The following is a 17,373-nucleotide window of genomic DNA, read 5'->3' as shown; positions in this document are numbered from 1 at the left end:
TCAGTCTGGATCGTCGAGGTGCCTCGTCGTCGGCAGACGCCCGAACGTACCGCGGCATGGTGCAGAATTCGGTGATAGGTCATTGCGCCATAGCCCCAACCGCGCTCATGGTGTCACGCAGCTGCGTGACACTCAATTCGATGCCGATCCTCCGGTTTGACGCTCCAGTCAGAACAGCGACGCCTGACGCGGATCGCGCGCGGGCGGTCGCGATGCGGTGGCCGCCTTGCGGCTGCGCGCGGACGCGCGCCGCTGTGCGACACGGCGTAAATGCGCGATCAGGGGCACGGTCTGCATGCCCGCCGTAAGCGTAAGTACAAAGTGTCCGATGTCTCCCGGCGCACCCGGGCGACAGGCGCGCAGCGACGGCCGCAGTGAAAGGCGTCGGGCGCGGGCGATTAACTGGCTGCGGCTCATACCGGGCCAGCAATCCGCGACGAACTGGCGGACGGTGGCGGGCAGTGACTCGGGGGCGACATCGCCGGGCAACGCCAGGGCAACGAGTTCAAATGCATCAGCCATCGTGGGACACTCTCCTTCTCCAACGTCGTGCGAAGCAGGCCGGCGAACATTTCTGCCTATGGGCTCCCGAACCCGTATCTGCCATCCGGTTCGGATCTTGCCACAAGTCGCGATATGAATACCGCCGCTATCTATGCCTGATCATCCACTACGGTCTGCGCCACGGCCTTGATGTTGCAGGAGGCGCCAATGCCTGCAAACGCTTCGTGACTCTGTGCACGACTAACAACCGCGACGGATCACAGCAACAAGATCGAAGCTTTACTCAAAATCATCATCTCACCGGGACGTGGCGACGGTGCCAGCCCTCCATCTGGCGAACGCATGCGACGGGACGCACGAACTCTGAACAATGCACAAAAGGTGAGCTAGAATCAGGTGCATTCTTCACCAAAGGATCGCTCACCATGCAAATGCAAAGCTGGGTAGGAACGATCGAGCGCGAATGGCATCAGTTGCGTCGCGCCGACCCCACCCTCGACGTCGAAAAGTTTTCCCGTCACGTCATTGCAGCAAACAAGACTGGTTTCCTGTCAGCCGAGTCGATCGCCGCCATCGCAAATGCGCTTCTCACCAGCACGCTCAGTCGCGCGCCGGACCTGGGCCGCTGGCTGCTGGAGCGCATCGGCACGAACCGGCATCCGGCCTGGCGAATGGCAATGGCCATTTCTCTCGTCACACCAACGGGAGGCGAGGCGGACCTTGAGAAGGGTAATGTGATTTTCGAAGATGTGATGAAGGATGAGACCGCGGACGGTCATCTTCGCGGCATGGCCGCCGCCGCGCTGGCCGATAGCGCCCGACTCGGGCGGGGCATGCAGGCCGACGTGAGCCACGCGCTCTCGCTTTACGAGCAGGCCATCAAACTGGGGCATAAGGCCTCAGCTCACAATCTCGGGCTGTTCTGGGAGGGCGCGTGGGGTACAGAAGGCAGGAGCGGTATGCCGGACCGCACGAAGGCTATACAAAGTTATCGACGCGGTGGAGATGACATGCGTTGCCAACGCCGTCTGGCAGCGCTGCGGTGAAGCAGCCACCGCCTGCGAGACGAGCCGGAGGACGAGGTTAAGAGGTGACAACGCGTTGAGTTGGCCGCACATATGCGCCGGCAGGCAAACTGGTGCCGCGTCTGTTGGCGCCCGGACTGAAGCGTTCAGATCCATACGTAGTCAGAACCTCACGCTCCACCGGGCGCCTTCGTGATGACGCAGGCAGTGTCACTATCGGCGGCCTCTCCCCTTGGGACTTGCGTCAGGGATCGCCGACATCCGGCGCTCGACAGACTCTCCCGTCAATGGATACGACGACGTTACGGAGAAGAGACTCCTCCTGATGCGAGGGCGCGCATGGTTTGAACGCAGGTCTGCGCGAAATGAAAGATGAAGGGATCTCCGCGTCAATCGGCGAGCGGGCTTTCCGGATCGATACCAGCGATACGATTCTGCGAGGCGCGTGTGAACTTCCCTGGCGCTTCGGATGTCGGCAGGCAAATACGTCACCGACGGTATGAGCGCAAATAATGCCTGGCAGTTTGAACGATTCCGGCTTGGAAAAATCCAACTGCGCTTTTGCGCGGCTTACCGTGCAAGTGACCCATCCCCTGACCGCGGACAGATCAACCGCCGGCGGGCGCTTTTACGCTGAATGTGAGAGAGCCGGCGAATCAATCTTCCATCGCCTGCCGGATATTTGGAGTTGTCCCGCGATCGGCACAAGGGAGACCATGCGATGCCTCACAGGTCGAGCGCAATCAGACTGAGACTGGAAGATGCGGACGTGGGCGCAGTATTGCGTTGTGGCCCGGCTCCCGCGTGTATTTCGCGGCAGACCGTCGGTGACGCGCCAAATGCCAGCATCGCCTCATTTATAATTCAAAAGTCAGCACGCCAATCATCGCAGGAGCCCTACTTTATGAGTCAACCCCGCGGACGATATGCGGGATCTCGGGACAGCGGCCAGCGCCAGCCTCGTCACCCAAAAAAATCTCCGTCCACCCGGCCGAGACAACCATACGTCAATGCACCTGTCCGGGACTCCGCCCAGACTGCCTCCATTTTCAAAACGCGATCGTTCCAGTTTCTGGTCGATACGGTGGGTGCAGAGAATATCGCCCTGGGACTTGGATCGAACATGGCGCGAGTTGCCGAACTGACGAAGGGCGAAAGGTTCACGCCCGAGACCGCCTTTCACATGGAAACCACGCTTGGGCTGCCTCACGGGTTTTTCGACCAGCCCAATCCTGCGCTTGCGGCCGAAACTATCGCCCGCCTGAAATCACCGCTCGACTTCATTCAAACCGACGACGAACCGGAAGCAGTGTTGAAAAAACCTGAACCGGATTTCGCCCTGAGCGGCGACCAGCAACCCTATCCTGAAACCAGTTTGTCCGAGGAAGCGCAAATGCCGAAGAAAGCAACGGGCGGGTCGCCCAAGGCCGTCAGGAATGGTCGAAACCGGATGGCCGGACAGCCCTCCCCTCGTGCGCCGCAAAAAGGCTCACCCCCGAAAACCAGGACGTCTCCCGGAATAACGCAACAGCAAGCGCTGGCGCTGGACGACAGCGCCGCAGTTGAGAACATCCGGCGCGCCAACCTCCACGTTCTCACGGGTCGCAACGGATCGAAAGCAAGACTGGGTGTAGTCATGGCGATGAGCGGATCCAACATGGCCCATCGGCTATATGGCAAGAAACGCATGGACGGTGTCGAAGCAAACCGTTTCACGGAGCAACTTGGTTTGCCAACTGGCTGGCTGGATACGCCGCGCGCCGAAGCCGACATTCCGGAGTCGGTGTCACGTTTGCTCACGCCCGCTTCGCGCGGCCGTGCTTCCGTTGAACAGAACGAGCCGCACGCGGCCGCGACGAAGGATGGCGTGCCAGCGAAGCCCGCCGATGCGAAGGCGCGCACGGGGCGCGCACGAGCGGGCGTCCGGATCGAGCCGGAAAGAGCATCACCTGTTTCGCCCGGGATCGCAGCAGAGAAACAACCGGTAGCCGTCAGCCAGCAGGATGATGACAACGACGCTCCGGGGGTGCTTGTGGGGCGCTCAGCAGAAGAAGGTAATGGCGACGCGCCGGCAGCCACACTGGCAAGCCTTGAGTCGCTTCCAGCCGCTGAAACCCCGCAGCAATCCCCCATCCCGCTCCCTGCTTCCGTGACCAGCCTTGAGAATCTTCAAGGTATCGCGCCGATCGCGGAAGCGTTGATCAAGACGCTGGCAGGTAAGGCGCGCACGGGTCGACTGGACGAACTGAAGGCGCTGCAGCTTTTGCAGCAGGCAGTCCTCCTGTGAGTCGGCGGTAGCGTGCTACGACAGATTCTGCAATGACGCGTGAAGCGCATCGGGATAGCGTGGCCCCGGTGCGCGAAGAATCGCCCTGTTCCTGAACGACGGTGGAGCGTAGCTCAATGGTCGAGAAATTGCCTTAGCTTGTCGACCCGACCCGGGAGCATCCGTTTTCACACCGCCCTGCTTTCGATCTGCCGGATCCGTCCGCGTGCCAGGTCGAGCTTTGTGCCCTGCTCCTCGAACGTATGGTCGGACGCTGTTTTGAGCGCGGAACGCGTCCGGCGCACCTGCGCTTACGCGGCAAACGTGCATCGAGCGCCTCATCGATCGCGACAAACGTAGAAAACATGCTCGCCGCACTCCGGGATGAAGACGGCCATCAACGATCAGGTATCCTGACTTTATACCTTCAATCTTTTCGCGCTGTCCCGACAAAGGTTGCTATGAAAGTTGCTCCGGATCTGCGTCTGGAACAGGCGAGCTGGCAGTGCCGGCGAGGAATTGCCGGAGGCGGCGTTCTGCGCTGATTATTTTGTGGAGGGGTGCGGTGGCGAGTTGCGCATCGCGCAAAGCCAGCAGGCTCTCAAAAACGGGAACGGCGTCTTTAGCGAGCACCCACTCGTTTGCTGCATGGGCCAGTTCCAGGGCGGCCTCCACGGCATGTTCCGCAGTCTTGAAGCGTCGGACCGGTTCGTTTCCGTAACCGTCCTCCTGGAGAAACCATGCGAGATACACGGTTCGCATCAGTTCATTAAACAGGTGTCCGTTGCCATGACCGTCGCGGCAGGCAACAAGCGCAAGATGGGAGGTCAACGATTGCTCCCGAACCGACGCCTGGTCCATCGGCAATAACATCGCTTTCGTGAGATGTTTTCGTGGTCGCGAAACACCTGGCCCGCCTCGCCTTGAACTCATATCGTCTGAAAATGTATGTGTGACAGTGCGCTTATTCTAACGAACTCTTCTCCGCGATCGGCGATTCTGGTGTCGCGAGTCCCTCGCCTTCCGTCTTCTCTCCGCGATAGTCCGTGCTACCCGAGCAGACCTTATCCGGGGGACGACGCTGGCGTAATGTGGTGAGTTACAAATTCACTGAATTATTTTCGCCGCGCAATAAAGTGCTATGTGTGGCACGGACACGAGGACGGGTGATGAGCGGAAGCGGACGGCCCAAACGGGAACTCGTGCTGAGCACATCGGAATTCGTGCAACTGAAGGCGCTGACGTTGCGAGCGCGTATCGTGCTGGCCTGTGCTGAAGGGATGGAAAACAAGACGGTCGCGGCGAAACTACAACTTACCCTGCATACTGTCTCCAAACGTCGCGCGCGAATTGTCGCTGACCGTGTGGACGGACTGTTTCACGCGCCACACCCCGGTGCACCCAGGACAATGGAAACATGCATGTCGGCGCGGCTATTGCGATGGCTCAACCAGGTCGAACGGTGGTTCGCTACGCTTACCGAAAGGTGCCTTCGTCGCGGCACGCCTGGTTCGACGCGCCAGCTCGAAGATGCAATCCGGCAATACCTTGACGTCTTCAACGCCCACCCCCAACCGTTCATCTGGAGCAAGTCGACCGACGAGATCCTGGCTAGTCTCGAGCGGTTTTGTGTGCGGGTTCAGAAGGCCGCGGGATGAATGTCATGAATATCGATACCGACGCAATCGACGAAGTCGCCCTGGCACTTCTCTACCTGACGCTGCACGATCAGTACCGCGCCTGGAAGGGCTTCGACTGGGAGGTGCTGAATCGCCTTTACGAAAAGGGCCTCATCTGCGACCCGGTCAACAAGACGAAGTCGGTGGTCTTTACCGAGGAAGGGTTATGTGAGTCCGAGCGCCTATTCAGGCAGCATTTCGTTATCCCGGACCGCACGAACGGTTGATGTAACGAACTTCTAAGTAATGACCGTAGCGACTGAACGGGAATTGCGACGCAGGAGCGCGGCCGTGTAATCCAGCCGTGAGAAAATTGGCGGACATCGGAACGGTTTCCCCGTGGGTCTGCGTGGGCGAGCACTCGCTACGCAGACCATGGCAGCGTCTTTGAAACGGAGAAAGAATGACCTCGGTAATCAGGTACGGCGTGTTCCTTCTGGCAATCGCTTTCCCGGCGTTTGCCGGCGCCCGGTACGTAGAAGTGTGGAATCCGCCTGAGGCACGAGGCGACACGCAGCGGGTACAACCGGTGCGCAAGGCACCGAAGCACCGACGTGCGAGTACGCGCACCGGGCATAGCCAGTTGCAGCACCGCATCGTTGCTGCGCCCGGCCCAAAGGCATCAGTCGCCGCGGTCGGGCGCCGTACGGGAGAGCCACGCTATGACGACATTCCCCGTCAGATCACGCCTGAGGGCAATGTCCTTCGCGTAGGCGGGCGTCATGCAGAGGTCGAGGTCGAGCACTGATGCAAAGCGAGCAATATAAGGGCTGCATGCTGTGGCGCCATGCCATTCTGCAGCAAAAGGAAATCCTGCACCCCGAACGCTACGCCGCAAGCGGCACCATCAAGAAAGACAACAGGGTCGTTGAAGCGTTCCGGCGTATTCGGCCCATTTGACACCGGGGCAGAGGTGGAGCTGGCGGGTATTCAATGGGCACGTGCATGGCTGGACAGTGTCGATTGAATCGAAGCCGGTGCTCGTCTGAATGATTCGCCTTTGTCATTCCGCGCCCTCCTCGTGACCATGAACATGGTTGTCGACGAAAGGGGTCCCGCTCGAGGCGAGCCTGATACAAACGATGCAAGGACGAACGCGCGAGCGCTTACGCGGACCGGAGTCTTGATTCCCCTCTATCTGGCGGCTTGTTGTTCAGCATCTGTCCGTTGGCCGCCCTGAAGACCCCGTTTGTCGGGATCCGCGAGCGGTTCAGGGTCACCGCCTTTGGCGGACGGGTCGCGATCGACCGGTAGTTGCGTAATACGCACGGCGCCCCGCTCCCGATCGCCAATTTTCTGCTGCGCTTCGCCTGCCGCATTTCCGACCCGGCTCCCATCATCAGCCGGTTCATCTTCTTCAACTGTTGCAGCGACAATCCAGGCTCGCCTCGATATCGGTCAGCTTTGGCGGTTGCCATCGGTCCGCTGCGGTCGAGACTACGATCACGGCGCTGCAGCCGGATTTATGGCCCGAGCCGCGGGCCAATGACGCCGCATCCCGAAAACCTTTCGGGACTTAGCTGCACACCCAGGCGCTCGCCGAACAACGCAGGTTGCTCTTTTTATCCCGCTGCGGACATGGAACTAGCCGCAGACGACTTTGCGCGCGCTTCCGTCCGTGGGATTGCAGGCGGGCGTGCGACCAGTTGCTGGGGCAAGGACCGCGATAATGTTCCCTCGTACCGGCAAAGGCGTACTATGAACTGTGTCCAGCGGCGGCACGCCATACCGCGCCCGCGGTGCTGACTGCATCGACAATATTGTTCACGCCGGCTCGAACATGCCTCTGCGCACATTCTCGCCGGTGCAGTAGTTCCGTTTGCAGGCACGGACGCAAGCTGACTTGTTGCACACAGCGAGAACGCGACCGTGCCCGAACCGACGTGCCGCCGCGCGTGAGAATCCAGGAGGTGCCATGAATGCGGTGTGCCAACTGCACGGGCCAACAACCATCGTCCGCACCAATGCGTATGGGTTCCCAGTCTATGCATGCTGCTGCGACGACCTGCCACCTGTAGTCGCAGACGCATGTACTAGGACGCCGACGCAGCGTGGATCCGACCAGCAGAAGCAACCCTGGCAACCCGAGGCAAAAAAAGAATCGCATTGACGTCACCGACAGAAATAACCCCTCGCCAACGCCTGTAGCGCCGCTGAAGTCAGGTGGCCGTGGCTGGTTCGACGGGCTCGATATCGACCTTGCGCTCGCGCTAATAGGGGCGGTGCAATGCTGCCCACTCCTCCTCGTTGACCAACCGCCCCGAACCCCCAACGCAATGCTAAAGTTCTGGTACAAAACGCAGGCTGTCGATACCGTGCGTGCCGTCGTGGCTGGCTGGGACGGCCCAAAGACGTAGGACGTAATGAATCTGTCACCGGCCCTCGCCAGTAACCGCGGGCCAGAACGCGCGCGAGTTGACACTTTTATGTCCCTTCGAATCGGCATAAAAGTGTCAACTCGCATGTGTCCGTATTAAATTTGCCAATTCACCTCCTACACTTCGAATCCCGTCCTTAGGAGGCTGACCTCATGGCGGATACCCTTCAGGTAACCAGGCCGATCGCGCTTGCCCGTCCACGCGGCGCACATCGATTTGAAGCCTTCAGCCCCAAACTCGCGCGCCGCGTGATGTTCTACCGTCGTGCGTTGCTTGAACAATGGTTACTACTCGAGGCGAACCCGAATGTGATCACCTTCTGCGAGCGACCGGGCTATGTGCTGATCAACGAAGACCGTCACGTCGCTGATTTCTGGGTGCGCCACGTTGATCGCGAGGAGTTGGTTGTACTAAGCGAATTGCTTCTTGGATCCAATGCAGACGGCTCATGCGCCGAGCTTGACGCTTGCACCGCAGAGGTCCGGCTTGTCGGATCGGCTGATCTCGCCGCGGCGCGTGCATGTGCGGCTACCCAGAAAGGTATTGGATGCATCGTTGATCGATTCCACTGTGCATGAGCGGTATCACACGGTCTTCCGGTATTGCAGGCAGTGCGCGGCGCACGGCTACCACAGTGTGTTGCATCAGCTTGAGGAAGAAGATCACTGTCCGGCGCATCGACAACCACTCCTGACTCGTTGTCCGCAATGCATGCGCGGGAGTCCATTCATCATTAACAGCAATGCGATCGGCGCTCCCTTCCGGTGCGTATGGTGCTGTTCGCACTTCTGCTATGGCCGCTTGTCGATTCTGTCGACCACACCTGCGATGTGCAGGCGAGACCGCCTCGCCATCAGGCGTTAAGTGCTTCTACGACTAGGCAGTGATGCCCCGGGTGTGTCGAACGGGTAATCGTCACGGTCGGAGGTAGCGGACTGCCCTTCCCTTGCCGACCTGGTTTGTGGCGAAGCGATTGGGCGAGTCTGCTATGGCAGACGGTTAGTTGCATTTCTGCACCGCTGACGCGAGGATTACGGTAGGAATGCCCTACCTTGGGTGTTTGACGGCAAATCGCTCGTTCGGCCCATTGCTGAGCACCCCCGCGCAGATCCCGGCGTGCCCAATTCGGGCACCGGGCTCCACTGTCCGGCGCATCGACAACCACTCCTGACTCGTTGTCCGCAATGCATGCGCGAGAGTCCATTCATCATTAACAGCAATGCGATCGACGCTCCGTTCCGGTGCGTATGGTGCCGTTCGCACTTCTCCTATGGCCGCTTGTCGCTTCTGTCGACCACACCTGCGATGTGCAGGCGAGACCGCCTCGCCATCAGGCGTCAAGTGCTTCTACGACTAGGCAGTGATGTCCCGTGTGTGTCGAACCGGCAATCGTCGCGGTCGGAGGTAGCGGACTGTCCTTCCCTTGCCGACCTGGTTTGTGGCGAAGCGACTGGGCGGGTCTCCTGCGGCTGACGGTTAGTTGCATTTCTACACCGCTGACGCGAGGTGACACATTTGATGACGCAACAGAGACAGAATTAATACGTTCTACGCCCGGCGACATCGCGCGCACGCGCTGCCGAAAAGCGATGGCCCGCTTATCGCCTGAAAGCGCAAAAAGTATCCGTGTAGGGATACTACATTTTACGTAATGAATCATACAGTCGGTGGGCCAACTCGCGCCCCGTAGCTTGAACTCGCAGGAAGACCTCAACCAAACGCGTCCAGGTCGCAGCATGCCGATTTTCCCGTGAAACATTTTCGTGCAAGCGCCCGGCAAAGCCTTGGCCGACGGCGACCCGGCGGATACAGCTTTTGTTCGCCAATGTTTCACGGAACTGCGAGCCCGCTATGGCAATGCAGGTGAGGCGCGCGTCGAGGCCGCAGCACAGCGGCAGTCATTTAATACTCCTAAGTTTATTACATTTAACTCGATCTTTCGCGATTTCAAACTTTTGCTTCGTTTCGACCGCAAGCAAATCTGGAAGCACGAGGCCGCGGAAGCCTTATAAATAGGACGTTCGCGCATCCGACGGTGCTGCTTCCTTTACGTCAACGGACGGCAACGCGCCAGGCGCGGGCTGGGTCACGAGTTATCTGCGACAGATGCAAGCCGATCTCGCGGAACTCGCACCGAGCACGGCTCACCCGTCCTCGCTGACCACCTGAAAGCGTCGGCGCGCATACGGCAGCGCACGGCTCACGTCGGTCAGTCTCGAAATGGTCGAGCAGGGGCCGCGCTCACCGTGGCGCAGCCCGACGCGCGGCATCCGGTTGGCATGTGGTTCCGTCCATCGGTGTCGCGGCGGCACAAGAGCGAAGGGCTTAGCACGCTGGGCGACCTCCTCGGCTTCTGCAACCGGCGCGGGGGCCGCTGGTGGCGCCCATTACCCTGCGCCGGCGCTGGCCGGGCCCGGCACATCGTCGCGTGGCTGAGGCAGCACGAGGCGTCGATCGGCGAGCGGGTCGTGGACGAGGTCGAGCTTGACGACCCGCTGATCGCGACTGAGGTGGTTGTCATTGACGGGTCGCGCAGCGCCTTCGGCGCCGCTTGACCGGATGGCGTTCGGTACCGCGCTGTCCGGCGCGATGGACGCCGACCGGTCCGCTGTTTTCTCGTTCATTCAAGCACGTAACGATTTCGACGCGGTGCGCGGCTGCCTGAACCGCTAGCGGGATCAGCCGCAAACGCTACGCGCGTACACGAAGGAGTTGGAGCGCTTTCTCCTGTGGACGGTTGCTCGTGCGAGGCAAGCCGATTAGCGCGTTCCTGGTCGAGGACTGTTAGGCCTACAAGGATTTCCTCACCCTGCCCTCCCCATCGTTCGTCTGTAAGAAGCCCCCCCCGAAGCTCGTCACCGCTAGCGGCCGTTTTCGACCGACGCATTGACGCTGGAGTCACAGCGCTACGCGACGCGCGCCCTGCGCGCTGCGTTCACCTGGCTAGTTGATGTCCGCTGTCTGGCCGGGAATCCATGGAAGGCGGTGAACGACCCACGGGTTGTCAGGGACGAGGCAAGTATCAGCATCGACCGGGCGCTGGATAGAGGCTTGTGCGAGCGTGTGCGGCAATTGATGGATCGCGCGTGCGAACCTGCCGACGCGACGCAGTGGCAGACTGCACGCGGGTTGCTGCTGTTGATGGGCGAGTCGGGTCTGCGGCGCGAGGAGGTCACCAGCGCGCGATGCGATCGACTCATGCTGTCACCGCATAGCACGCGCCTGGACGGATCTGGAAACTGTCTGTGATTGAACGGACGGCGGCCGCGCGTCCCGCCACGGTGGTGGCGCCTCGTGTTCACTGGCGCGACAGGGATGAATCTTTCGATGACCCAAGCTCGACGGCCCCGCTCTTGCCCCGTTGGTCGTCCCGCACTCCCCGGCGGCTGAGGCCCGACACCATGGCTATACGACGCATGGCATGTGGAAGCTGGTGCGACGGGCGACGGACGGGATGCTGGTGGAAATCGAAAGTCTCTTGGACGGCGACCGGATGTGCTCCATCAGGCTTCGCCGCATGCCTTTCGGCACACGTTTGGTACCCATGCCGCCGCAGAAGACGTGCCGATCGACGTGATCCAGCGCGCACCCAGAAAAGTTTCAGATGCAGGCGCCGTCTGCCGTAGCGCCGCACACCCGGCATGGAAACGTTGTCGGCAACCCTTTGATTTTAAACAGTATCCAAATTGGATCAACGAGTGCACCACTTAACGTATAGCTCTAAGTGCTTGTTTTTAAACGACATCCAACTTGGATGCTTTCCTACTGATCATCAAGTTCCGATCGAATAAATCGCGCAATTCGTTCGCCCCACTCCTCAGCCGCAGCCTCGGCGTCTTTGCCGGCAAATCTCAAGCCCACGACGCCGCTGCGGACAGTCACTTCACAAAACTTCCGCTTTCCCAGGTTGATGGCAGTTGCCGTGGGTTGTGCTGCCTTTACGCGTGTCGGTAATGCCAACGCCAAAGCGCGCTCTTGCGTCATATCTGTCGATTGAATCAACGCCGCGATGGCTTTTGTCACTTCTTCGGCACGGCCCTGCTGAGCCAACGCCGCAAACTTGGCAGCAGCCGTGCCTCCGAGTCTATGAGGTTTGCGAGCAATGATTTCCTTTGCAGCATCCGGCAAGCTTTCGAATGACAGAACCCGAGCCACATGACTTTGAGCCAAGCCAGACATACGAATGATGTCTGCCTGAGAGAGCCCCAAGTTATTCTTAATCCTCTCAAACTGCCTGTATTTCTCGAAGTCCGGCAGCGAGGGCGCTAGCAAGTTTGAGAAGGCCGCGCCCAACTCGACCTCGGCATCCGTTCCCTCAAACGGGACTGCGCGAATGTAGGACCGATTCAAGTCACGGTAGATCGCAACCCGATTATTACCCGAAATGATCTCCTTTCGACCATCACTTAACGGACGATAGACGATCGGATGAATCAACGGATTGCTCGCAAGGTTTGTCCGGAGTTCCTCGTATTCTTCGTCTGAGAGAACGCGGCGTCGATCGGGAACTTCGACAAGCGACGCGATATCAATCTCCTCAGAAGATCGAATGCCTGTCGCTTCGAGCTCTTCAATACGTTTCATTGCCGCCTGCAGCTCCCGCTCCTTTTCCGCAAGCAGCGGGAGTGAAGCCATCAGTTGCCCTGGGGCTGTCTTCGGCCGTGCCGTCTGATCGTCATTCGGTTTTTGAAGTCGGGGAGAGGTTCCGATCGAGGCGGACTTAGCCGCGAGTCTGTCTTTGATGCTCATTTTGCCTCCTGCTCTGCATACCAGAGCGCAACGATTTGCTGATCGATAATCTCGGCGAACCGATCGTAAGCCTCGCGCGCCCGCTGGTAAGTTTTAAGACTGCCCTGATATCGAGAAATGTCGTAGACGGTTCCAAACTCCGCGGCTGCCGTCTGCGTGACTGCAGTCGTTGGAATCTCGACTGGAAGCACCAACCCCTCATAAGTCTTGTTTATCCAGTCCCGAACAATTGGGGTGGCTGCCTGACTCTGATCAACTTTTGCGAGAAGCACATGGATAAAGTCGAAGCTTTTATCGAGCTCAGGCGCCACTTGCGTCATGCTTTCTGAAAGATCCGAAAAAAGGCTCCAGAACTGCGTGGAGGACGCGTAATCCAGTGCGCTCGGAGGCGTCGGGACTATCAAGCCGTCAGCGGCCATGAAAGCATTGATGGTGAGATATGAGAGAGCAGGGGGGGTATCAATTATGACCACGTCGTATTGATGGAGAAGGGGTTCAAGCCCATTGTTCAATACCTTCCAAAATTGGAACGACTGATCCTTCGATTGCTTAAAGGGAAGAAAAAATTCGGCGCCAAATAGGGCCGCACTGGCGGGAATGAGGTCCACACCGTCCCAGTAGGTGGATTGGACGGCATACTGTAAGTCCTCAACATCGCCATAAATCAGCGGAAGTACAGTTTGCTCGTCAGACACTTCGCTGTCTGCCAGTATTCCATTGAGGGCCGATAAAGAGGCTTGAGGATCAAGGTCAACAAGCAACACTCGGCGACCAAATAAGGACAGCCCCTGAGCAAGTGTCATTGCAGTCGTGGTCTTGCTGACGCCGCCCTTGAAGTTGCCGATCGCAATCTTCTTTCCTTTCACTCCGTCCGGTCGTTTTGCGAACGGCGCGATCCGGTCAATCCATACCCTAGCTTCCTCAAGGGTGAATTCTCGGCTTCGGCTGTGCCGTAGCGTACCCTGTGGTAGCTGAGAGTCCGATCGAGAAAGGTAATTCATACGCTGCCTATCTATCCGACAAAGGTCTCCAACTTGTGCAGTTGTAAAAACAGGAGGATTCTTACGCGGATGCGGAGCAAGCATGCTCTCGCGAACGTCGACAAGCATGCCGCTCGCGTTGTCGGCGATCGCCTTAATGGCAGACAGCGGCATCGGTTTCGGGGCGTGCTTCAAGTGGATCGACATAATTGGCTTGTCAGAACGCGCACGCACTGCTGTATTCATCAAGGACTCCAGGTTTCGATAGCGCACTGAGCAATGTGCGCGGTGTGATGTTTTCAACACAGAAAGCAGAAAAACCAGCTATGTGTTGAATTCTGCGGAAGCTTAGTGGTGAAACATGCGGCGCGCAAGGTACTTCAGCGAAAAACTTCTCCGCAATCAGGCTATCAAGAAGCATTTCGCTGACTATCGCCTACGCTAAGGGACCGGGCAAGGTCATTCTTCGGCGCTGTAGCGCAGTTGTTTGCCGACCTGGTCGCTCGAAAGGTCACCTTTTATGGGGGCTTAGCCCCCAGCGCCTGCTCGAAAGGTCAGGGTTTGTGGGGAGCTTTTAGATCGACGCGACGTACGGTCATGGTTTGTGGGGAAAGCAGGGCACCGAGCGTATGTCGCTCACCCATAGCAGCGGCCAATGCAGCCCGCGGCGTCTATCTTGGTAGAGCGGACCTGCCATCCTTGCCTCATTAAGAATTCGATTCCAAATCTTGTAGGAACAGCGCCGGGGGGAGATCGAACTTCGCACAACCACCGAAGCAAAAGTCATGGTTCGTGGGGGGAAGTGGCTGCGCTCTCATTTCCCAAGGCCGTCCTCCCCACAAAACCTGACCATTCACCGGGTACAGCTTAAGACATCTTTATATTCAGTCACTTATGACGAGTTGTATACAGCCCCACAGACCGTGACTTTCCCCACATACCCTAACTTTCCGCCCCATAAACCCTGATCTAAGATCGGCAAATTCCCCCACAAACCCTCACCGCACACCCCACAAACCATGACCTACCCAGCCGCAAAGTCCCACCAGTCAAGGCTTTTGTGGCTGTAAACGTTTTAAAGTCTTTTTGTTTTTTAAAAGAAAACAACAAACAGACGTTGTTCCCTTAGCAAGTAACCTTTCCAAACCCTTGCCGACCTTCCGTCCCACGAGACATGACTGAACGCCCTTAAAGTCATGGTTTATGGGAAGCTGCGACTACAACTCGTATCGGCAGACTAAAAGTCAGAATGAAAGGGGTTGCCGACATGACCTTCTCCTCCTAGAATCTCGCCAATCATGGAGACCTCATGCCAAACCTGAAGCCGCTCAACATGCCGCCGAGCGAGTTAAAAAAACACGTCGCCACGGTTCACGTGAGCGGCGAGCTTTCCTTGCTCGAGCGAAAGATCGTAAATGTGCTCCTCCTGAACGCATATGACGAGCTTCTGACGAAAAAACGGCACACACTGCCTGTCGGCATTCTCTGCACGATGCTGGGCTTCGACAGCAAGAATCACGATGCGTTAAAGCGAGCCCTGCTGAAGGTCATGTCAACACCCATATCGTTTGATCTTCTGCAAGACGGAGGCAAAACCGACTGGGAAGCCTCCCCTCTCATTGCGTACGCAAGTATCAAGAGCGGGACATGCGCGTACGAGTACAGTGACTGGCTCGCCGAAAAGCTTGCCAACCCTGACATCTACACGCTCATAAATATCAACGTCCAGCGACAGTTCAGCGGTGGCTATGCGCTTGCTTTATACGAAAATTGCCTTAGGTTCAAACGGACAGGATCAACCGGTTGGATATCCGTTGAAACTTGGCGACGCCTTCTCGGTGCAGACGCGAGCATGTATGACGAGTTCAAACACTTTTCAAGTGAAGTCATTAAAAAGGCTGTGAAAGAGATCAACCAAGTTTCAAATATTATTGTCACGCCAGAGTACAAGCGAGAAGCGAGACGGGTGGTGCAAATTCGATTTCTTGTCGAGGACAATCCTCAGCGGTCCATGCTCGACAACGAAGAAGACGAAGGACAGAAGGCAATCCGGAACTCAGACGCTTTCAAACGCCTCACGAAACTCGGCGTCGGAGATCGACTCGCGATCAGCTGGATCCAGCAAGAACCTGATAGGGCGTTGCAAACGGCGATCTACGTCGAAGACCGTGCCAAGCGAAAGCAGATCCGCGGCAACGCCGGAGGTTATGCGAGGACGGTATTCGAGAAGGGCGCTCGAATCGAGCTTGCACCGAAGATCCCCGAAATAACACCGGACTCCTCAGTAAAAGACGAGGAGCAGGCGTCGGCAGATGAGAGAGCACGCCGCACTTCGGACAAGATCAAAGCACTATCACTTTCCGAAAAGCAGCGGTTCGCCGCCGAATATATGGCCCAAGGCGGAAAGGGCAACACATATCAACCTGAAATCGGAACTTTTAAAAATGCCTTGGAGCGAACGGCATACACTTCATGGCTGCGGACAAAAATTGCAGCGCAGTAAAGTCGATCGGTGCGGTATGAAAGATTGAACGCTTTGGCGCAATCGGTCTAGACGGTGCTCAAAATAATCGTTCTGCTTATCGCCTTCGCGTGTGCCGCGGTCGCGGCTGGTGCGGTCTGGCGCGCCAGCCGCCGACGTCTGTTACGCGCGTGGTCGGGGTGGCGGACGACGTAAGCGGTCATCCAGTGGTGACGGAGCTCGTCGCCTGCAGGCCCGATTCAACGCCAAGTCATATGGGCTGACCCTGCGCTACCAGATCGTCGCGCCAACGGCCGACGCGGCGCTTACCGCGAATCGCTTCAGCATTTATATCCCATCCTTCCGCCTTGAGCGGACCGGTGAAGTTTGGCCAGCAGATCTTCAGACTTCAGCGGCTGACTCTCGGCCTCCTTGTCCTACTCGCGGCAACCGCGTTGCCGATGACCGTAGCGAACGAAAAAAAGGCGACAGACTCCGGCGGCCGCAATCGTCGCAGGCGACCCCGTGAGCCCCATCAATCCATTCAACGGTGGGTGCGATCCGCTCACGATGCCGGGCGACGCCCGCATTGCGGTCTTCCCCTACAGCCGCGACCAGTTCTTTCGCATGCTGACAGCGCCGCTCAACCTCACGACCATCGAGCTTGAATCGGGCGAGAGCTGATCACCGATCCGCGATGGACGACAGCGTGCAGTGTGAAGTTGACGACGACAAGATGAACCACGTGTTCATCAAGCCACACAAGGCTGACATCGTCAACGCCCTGCACCTGACGACCAACCGGAGCGAGTACAACTTCACGCTGATCGCGTTGCCTGCCGGTGTATGGTTTCAGTATCCGCGCGCGCCGATGGCCCGGGTGCGCCCGACAAGCTCAAACTGGGACTACTCGGTCGACGGCAGCGCCGAATTCAAGCCCGAGGTCATCTTTGACGACGGTCACTCGATCTGGATGCGCATGCCCGCGAAAGCGTAAACGTGGCCGGTGCCGTACAAGGACCACGGCGATCGCGTCGTCGGCAATTTCATTCGTCGAGCTGATTTCCTTATTTTCCAGCGGCTGGCCGACAAGATTGTTCTCGTCTCGGGAAAGGATGAAGTGACGGTGGTGTGTGGACGCCGGCGCGAGTTCGGAGTGTATGACCGTGGCCCAAAAAAAACTAACGGTTGGCCTTCACTCAATGCCAAACCTGGTCTTCAGCATTTCAATCATGAACTCGAGCGCCTCTACGCTGTTAGCGTCCGACTCTTGAAGCTGCAATTCAACGATTAGGCGGCGCTTTGCATTCTTTCCTGGCGCTTTCCTAACC

At 58.3% G+C, this 17,373-nt stretch carries 17 protein-coding genes and 1 pseudogene; 11 read left to right on the top strand and 7 right to left on the bottom strand.

Translation table 11 applies throughout. The features are described from left to right. Positions 1 to 168 precede the first annotated feature (168 nt). Positions 169 to 522, bottom strand: coding sequence for a hypothetical protein (locus B0G82_RS35865; RefSeq protein WP_121311087.1), 354 nt, complete (start codon positions 520 to 522; stop codon positions 169 to 171). Here B0G82_RS35865 and B0G82_RS40815 point away from each other — a divergent pair. Beyond that, positions 510 to 1,550, top strand: a complete 1,041-nt coding sequence (locus B0G82_RS40815; RefSeq protein WP_241975086.1) for a hypothetical protein — start codon at positions 510 to 512, stop codon at positions 1,548 to 1,550. The two genes, B0G82_RS35865 and B0G82_RS40815, sit on opposite strands and share 13 nt — an antisense overlap. Before the next feature lie 883 nt (positions 1,551 to 2,433). Beyond that, a complete protein-coding gene (locus B0G82_RS35855) occupies positions 2,434 to 3,816 on the top strand; it encodes a hypothetical protein (RefSeq protein ID WP_121311083.1) in 1,383 nt (460 codons plus the stop codon). A gap of 167 nt (positions 3,817 to 3,983) precedes the next feature. Here the strand turns inward: B0G82_RS35855 and B0G82_RS35850 are convergent, their stop codons facing one another. Beyond that, positions 3,984 to 4,100 carry a sigma factor-like helix-turn-helix DNA-binding protein gene (locus tag B0G82_RS35850; RefSeq protein ID WP_241975085.1) on the bottom strand — a complete coding sequence of 39 codons (117 nt, stop codon included), beginning with the start codon at positions 4,098 to 4,100 and terminating at the stop codon, positions 3,984 to 3,986. 154 nt (positions 4,101 to 4,254) lie between these two features. Next, positions 4,255 to 4,626: a hypothetical protein gene (locus tag B0G82_RS35845; protein ID WP_241975084.1), complete on the bottom strand. Its 372-nt coding sequence runs from the start codon at positions 4,624 to 4,626 to the stop codon at positions 4,255 to 4,257. A 338-nt stretch (positions 4,627 to 4,964) separates the two neighbouring features. On the opposite strand from B0G82_RS35845, the gene B0G82_RS35840 reads away from it, so the two are divergent. The 4 genes and pseudogenes from B0G82_RS35840 to B0G82_RS35825 all read left to right on the top strand — a co-directional run bounded on the left by B0G82_RS35840 (position 4,965) and on the right by B0G82_RS35825 (position 6,441). Further along, on the top strand, positions 4,965 to 5,453 hold the full coding sequence (locus B0G82_RS35840) for a helix-turn-helix domain-containing protein (protein WP_121311081.1): 489 nt from the start codon (positions 4,965 to 4,967) through the stop codon (positions 5,451 to 5,453). Between the two features lie 5 nt (positions 5,454 to 5,458). Next, positions 5,459 to 5,701, top strand: a complete 243-nt coding sequence (locus B0G82_RS35835) for a DUF6429 family protein (protein ID WP_106286387.1) — start codon at positions 5,459 to 5,461, stop codon at positions 5,699 to 5,701. Positions 5,702 to 5,877: 176 nt separating this feature from the next. Beyond that, positions 5,878 to 6,222: a hypothetical protein gene (locus B0G82_RS35830; RefSeq protein WP_199730234.1), complete on the top strand. Its 345-nt coding sequence runs from the start codon at positions 5,878 to 5,880 to the stop codon at positions 6,220 to 6,222. Then, positions 6,222 to 6,441, top strand: a pseudogene (locus B0G82_RS35825) (hypothetical protein). Before B0G82_RS35830 ends, B0G82_RS35825 begins: the two are co-directional and overlap by 1 nt. A 139-nt stretch (positions 6,442 to 6,580) precedes the next feature. Here the strand turns inward: B0G82_RS35825 and B0G82_RS35820 are convergent. After that, positions 6,581 to 6,892 (bottom strand): hypothetical protein, encoded by a 312-nt coding sequence (locus tag B0G82_RS35820; protein WP_147439627.1) that lies wholly within the window; start codon positions 6,890 to 6,892, stop codon positions 6,581 to 6,583. Positions 6,893 to 8,004: 1,112 nt separating this feature from the next. Here B0G82_RS35820 and B0G82_RS35810 point away from each other — a divergent pair. Together B0G82_RS35810 and B0G82_RS35805 are read left to right on the top strand one after the other, a co-directional pair. After that, on the top strand, positions 8,005 to 8,430 hold the full coding sequence (locus tag B0G82_RS35810; protein WP_347237583.1) for a hypothetical protein: 426 nt from the start codon (positions 8,005 to 8,007) through the stop codon (positions 8,428 to 8,430). 1,185 nt (positions 8,431 to 9,615) lie between these two features. Next, on the top strand, positions 9,616 to 9,864 hold the full coding sequence (locus B0G82_RS35805) for a hypothetical protein (RefSeq protein ID WP_147439626.1): 249 nt from the start codon (positions 9,616 to 9,618) through the stop codon (positions 9,862 to 9,864). Positions 9,865 to 10,239: 375 nt separating this feature from the next. Here the strand turns inward: B0G82_RS35805 and B0G82_RS40810 are convergent, their stop codons facing one another. The 3 genes from B0G82_RS40810 to B0G82_RS35790 form a co-directional block, all read right to left on the bottom strand. Continuing rightward, positions 10,240 to 10,476, bottom strand: coding sequence for a hypothetical protein (locus B0G82_RS40810; protein ID WP_241975083.1), 237 nt, complete (start codon positions 10,474 to 10,476; stop codon positions 10,240 to 10,242). 1,138 nt (positions 10,477 to 11,614) lie between these two features. Further along, positions 11,615 to 12,601 carry a ParB/RepB/Spo0J family partition protein gene (locus B0G82_RS35795; protein ID WP_121311072.1) on the bottom strand — a complete coding sequence of 329 codons (987 nt, stop codon included), beginning with the start codon at positions 12,599 to 12,601 and terminating at the stop codon, positions 11,615 to 11,617. Next, positions 12,598 to 13,827: an AAA family ATPase gene (locus B0G82_RS35790; RefSeq protein WP_121311070.1), complete on the bottom strand. Its 1,230-nt coding sequence runs from the start codon at positions 13,825 to 13,827 to the stop codon at positions 12,598 to 12,600. The genes B0G82_RS35795 and B0G82_RS35790 overlap by 4 nt, the downstream gene beginning before the upstream one ends. A 1,063-nt stretch (positions 13,828 to 14,890) precedes the next feature. Between B0G82_RS35790 and B0G82_RS35785 the strand changes: the two genes are divergently transcribed. From B0G82_RS35785 to B0G82_RS40800, 3 genes are all read left to right on the top strand, one after another. Further along, positions 14,891 to 16,084 (top strand): replication initiation protein, encoded by a 1,194-nt coding sequence (locus tag B0G82_RS35785; RefSeq protein ID WP_121311068.1) that lies wholly within the window; start codon positions 14,891 to 14,893, stop codon positions 16,082 to 16,084. A 483-nt stretch (positions 16,085 to 16,567) separates the two neighbouring features. Next, entirely contained in the window at positions 16,568 to 16,726 is a 159-nt protein-coding gene (locus B0G82_RS40805) for a TrbG/VirB9 family P-type conjugative transfer protein (protein WP_241975082.1), read from the top strand. A 13-nt stretch (positions 16,727 to 16,739) separates the two neighbouring features. Then, positions 16,740 to 17,039, top strand: coding sequence for a TrbG/VirB9 family P-type conjugative transfer protein (locus B0G82_RS40800; RefSeq protein WP_241975081.1), 300 nt, complete (start codon positions 16,740 to 16,742; stop codon positions 17,037 to 17,039). The last annotated feature ends 334 nt before the right edge of the window (positions 17,040 to 17,373 follow it).

It is taken from the genome of Paraburkholderia sp. BL17N1, from assembly GCF_003634175.1.
Classification (GTDB): domain Bacteria; phylum Pseudomonadota; class Gammaproteobacteria; order Burkholderiales; family Burkholderiaceae; genus Paraburkholderia.
This window is presented reverse-complemented; position numbering and strand designations above follow the sequence as displayed.

What these genes read in the sequence shown, in the direction of transcription:
- B0G82_RS40815 (WP_241975086.1), top strand. Translation starts at nt 510, where the DNA reads ATGCATCAGCCATCGTGGGACACTCTCCTTCTCCAACGTCGTGCGAAG.
- B0G82_RS35865 (WP_121311087.1), bottom strand. Translation starts at nt 522, where the DNA reads ATGGCTGATGCATTTGAACTCGTTGCCCTGGCGTTGCCCGGCGATGTC.
- B0G82_RS35855 (WP_121311083.1), top strand. Translation starts at nt 2,434, where the DNA reads ATGAGTCAACCCCGCGGACGATATGCGGGATCTCGGGACAGCGGCCAG.
- B0G82_RS35840 (WP_121311081.1), top strand. Translation starts at nt 4,965, where the DNA reads ATGAGCGGAAGCGGACGGCCCAAACGGGAACTCGTGCTGAGCACATCG.
- B0G82_RS35835 (WP_106286387.1), top strand. Translation starts at nt 5,459, where the DNA reads ATGAATATCGATACCGACGCAATCGACGAAGTCGCCCTGGCACTTCTC.
- B0G82_RS35830 (WP_199730234.1), top strand. Translation starts at nt 5,878, where the DNA reads ATGACCTCGGTAATCAGGTACGGCGTGTTCCTTCTGGCAATCGCTTTC.
- B0G82_RS35820 (WP_147439627.1), bottom strand. Translation starts at nt 6,892, where the DNA reads ATGGCAACCGCCAAAGCTGACCGATATCGAGGCGAGCCTGGATTGTCG.
- B0G82_RS35810 (WP_347237583.1), top strand. Translation starts at nt 8,005, where the DNA reads ATGGCGGATACCCTTCAGGTAACCAGGCCGATCGCGCTTGCCCGTCCA.
- B0G82_RS40810 (WP_241975083.1), bottom strand. Translation starts at nt 10,476, where the DNA reads ATGAACGAGAAAACAGCGGACCGGTCGGCGTCCATCGCGCCGGACAGC.
- B0G82_RS35795 (WP_121311072.1), bottom strand. Translation starts at nt 12,601, where the DNA reads ATGAGCATCAAAGACAGACTCGCGGCTAAGTCCGCCTCGATCGGAACC.
- B0G82_RS35790 (WP_121311070.1), bottom strand. Translation starts at nt 13,827, where the DNA reads ATGAATACAGCAGTGCGTGCGCGTTCTGACAAGCCAATTATGTCGATC.
- B0G82_RS35785 (WP_121311068.1), top strand. Translation starts at nt 14,891, where the DNA reads ATGCCAAACCTGAAGCCGCTCAACATGCCGCCGAGCGAGTTAAAAAAA.
- B0G82_RS40800 (WP_241975081.1), top strand. Translation starts at nt 16,740, where the DNA reads ATGGACGACAGCGTGCAGTGTGAAGTTGACGACGACAAGATGAACCAC.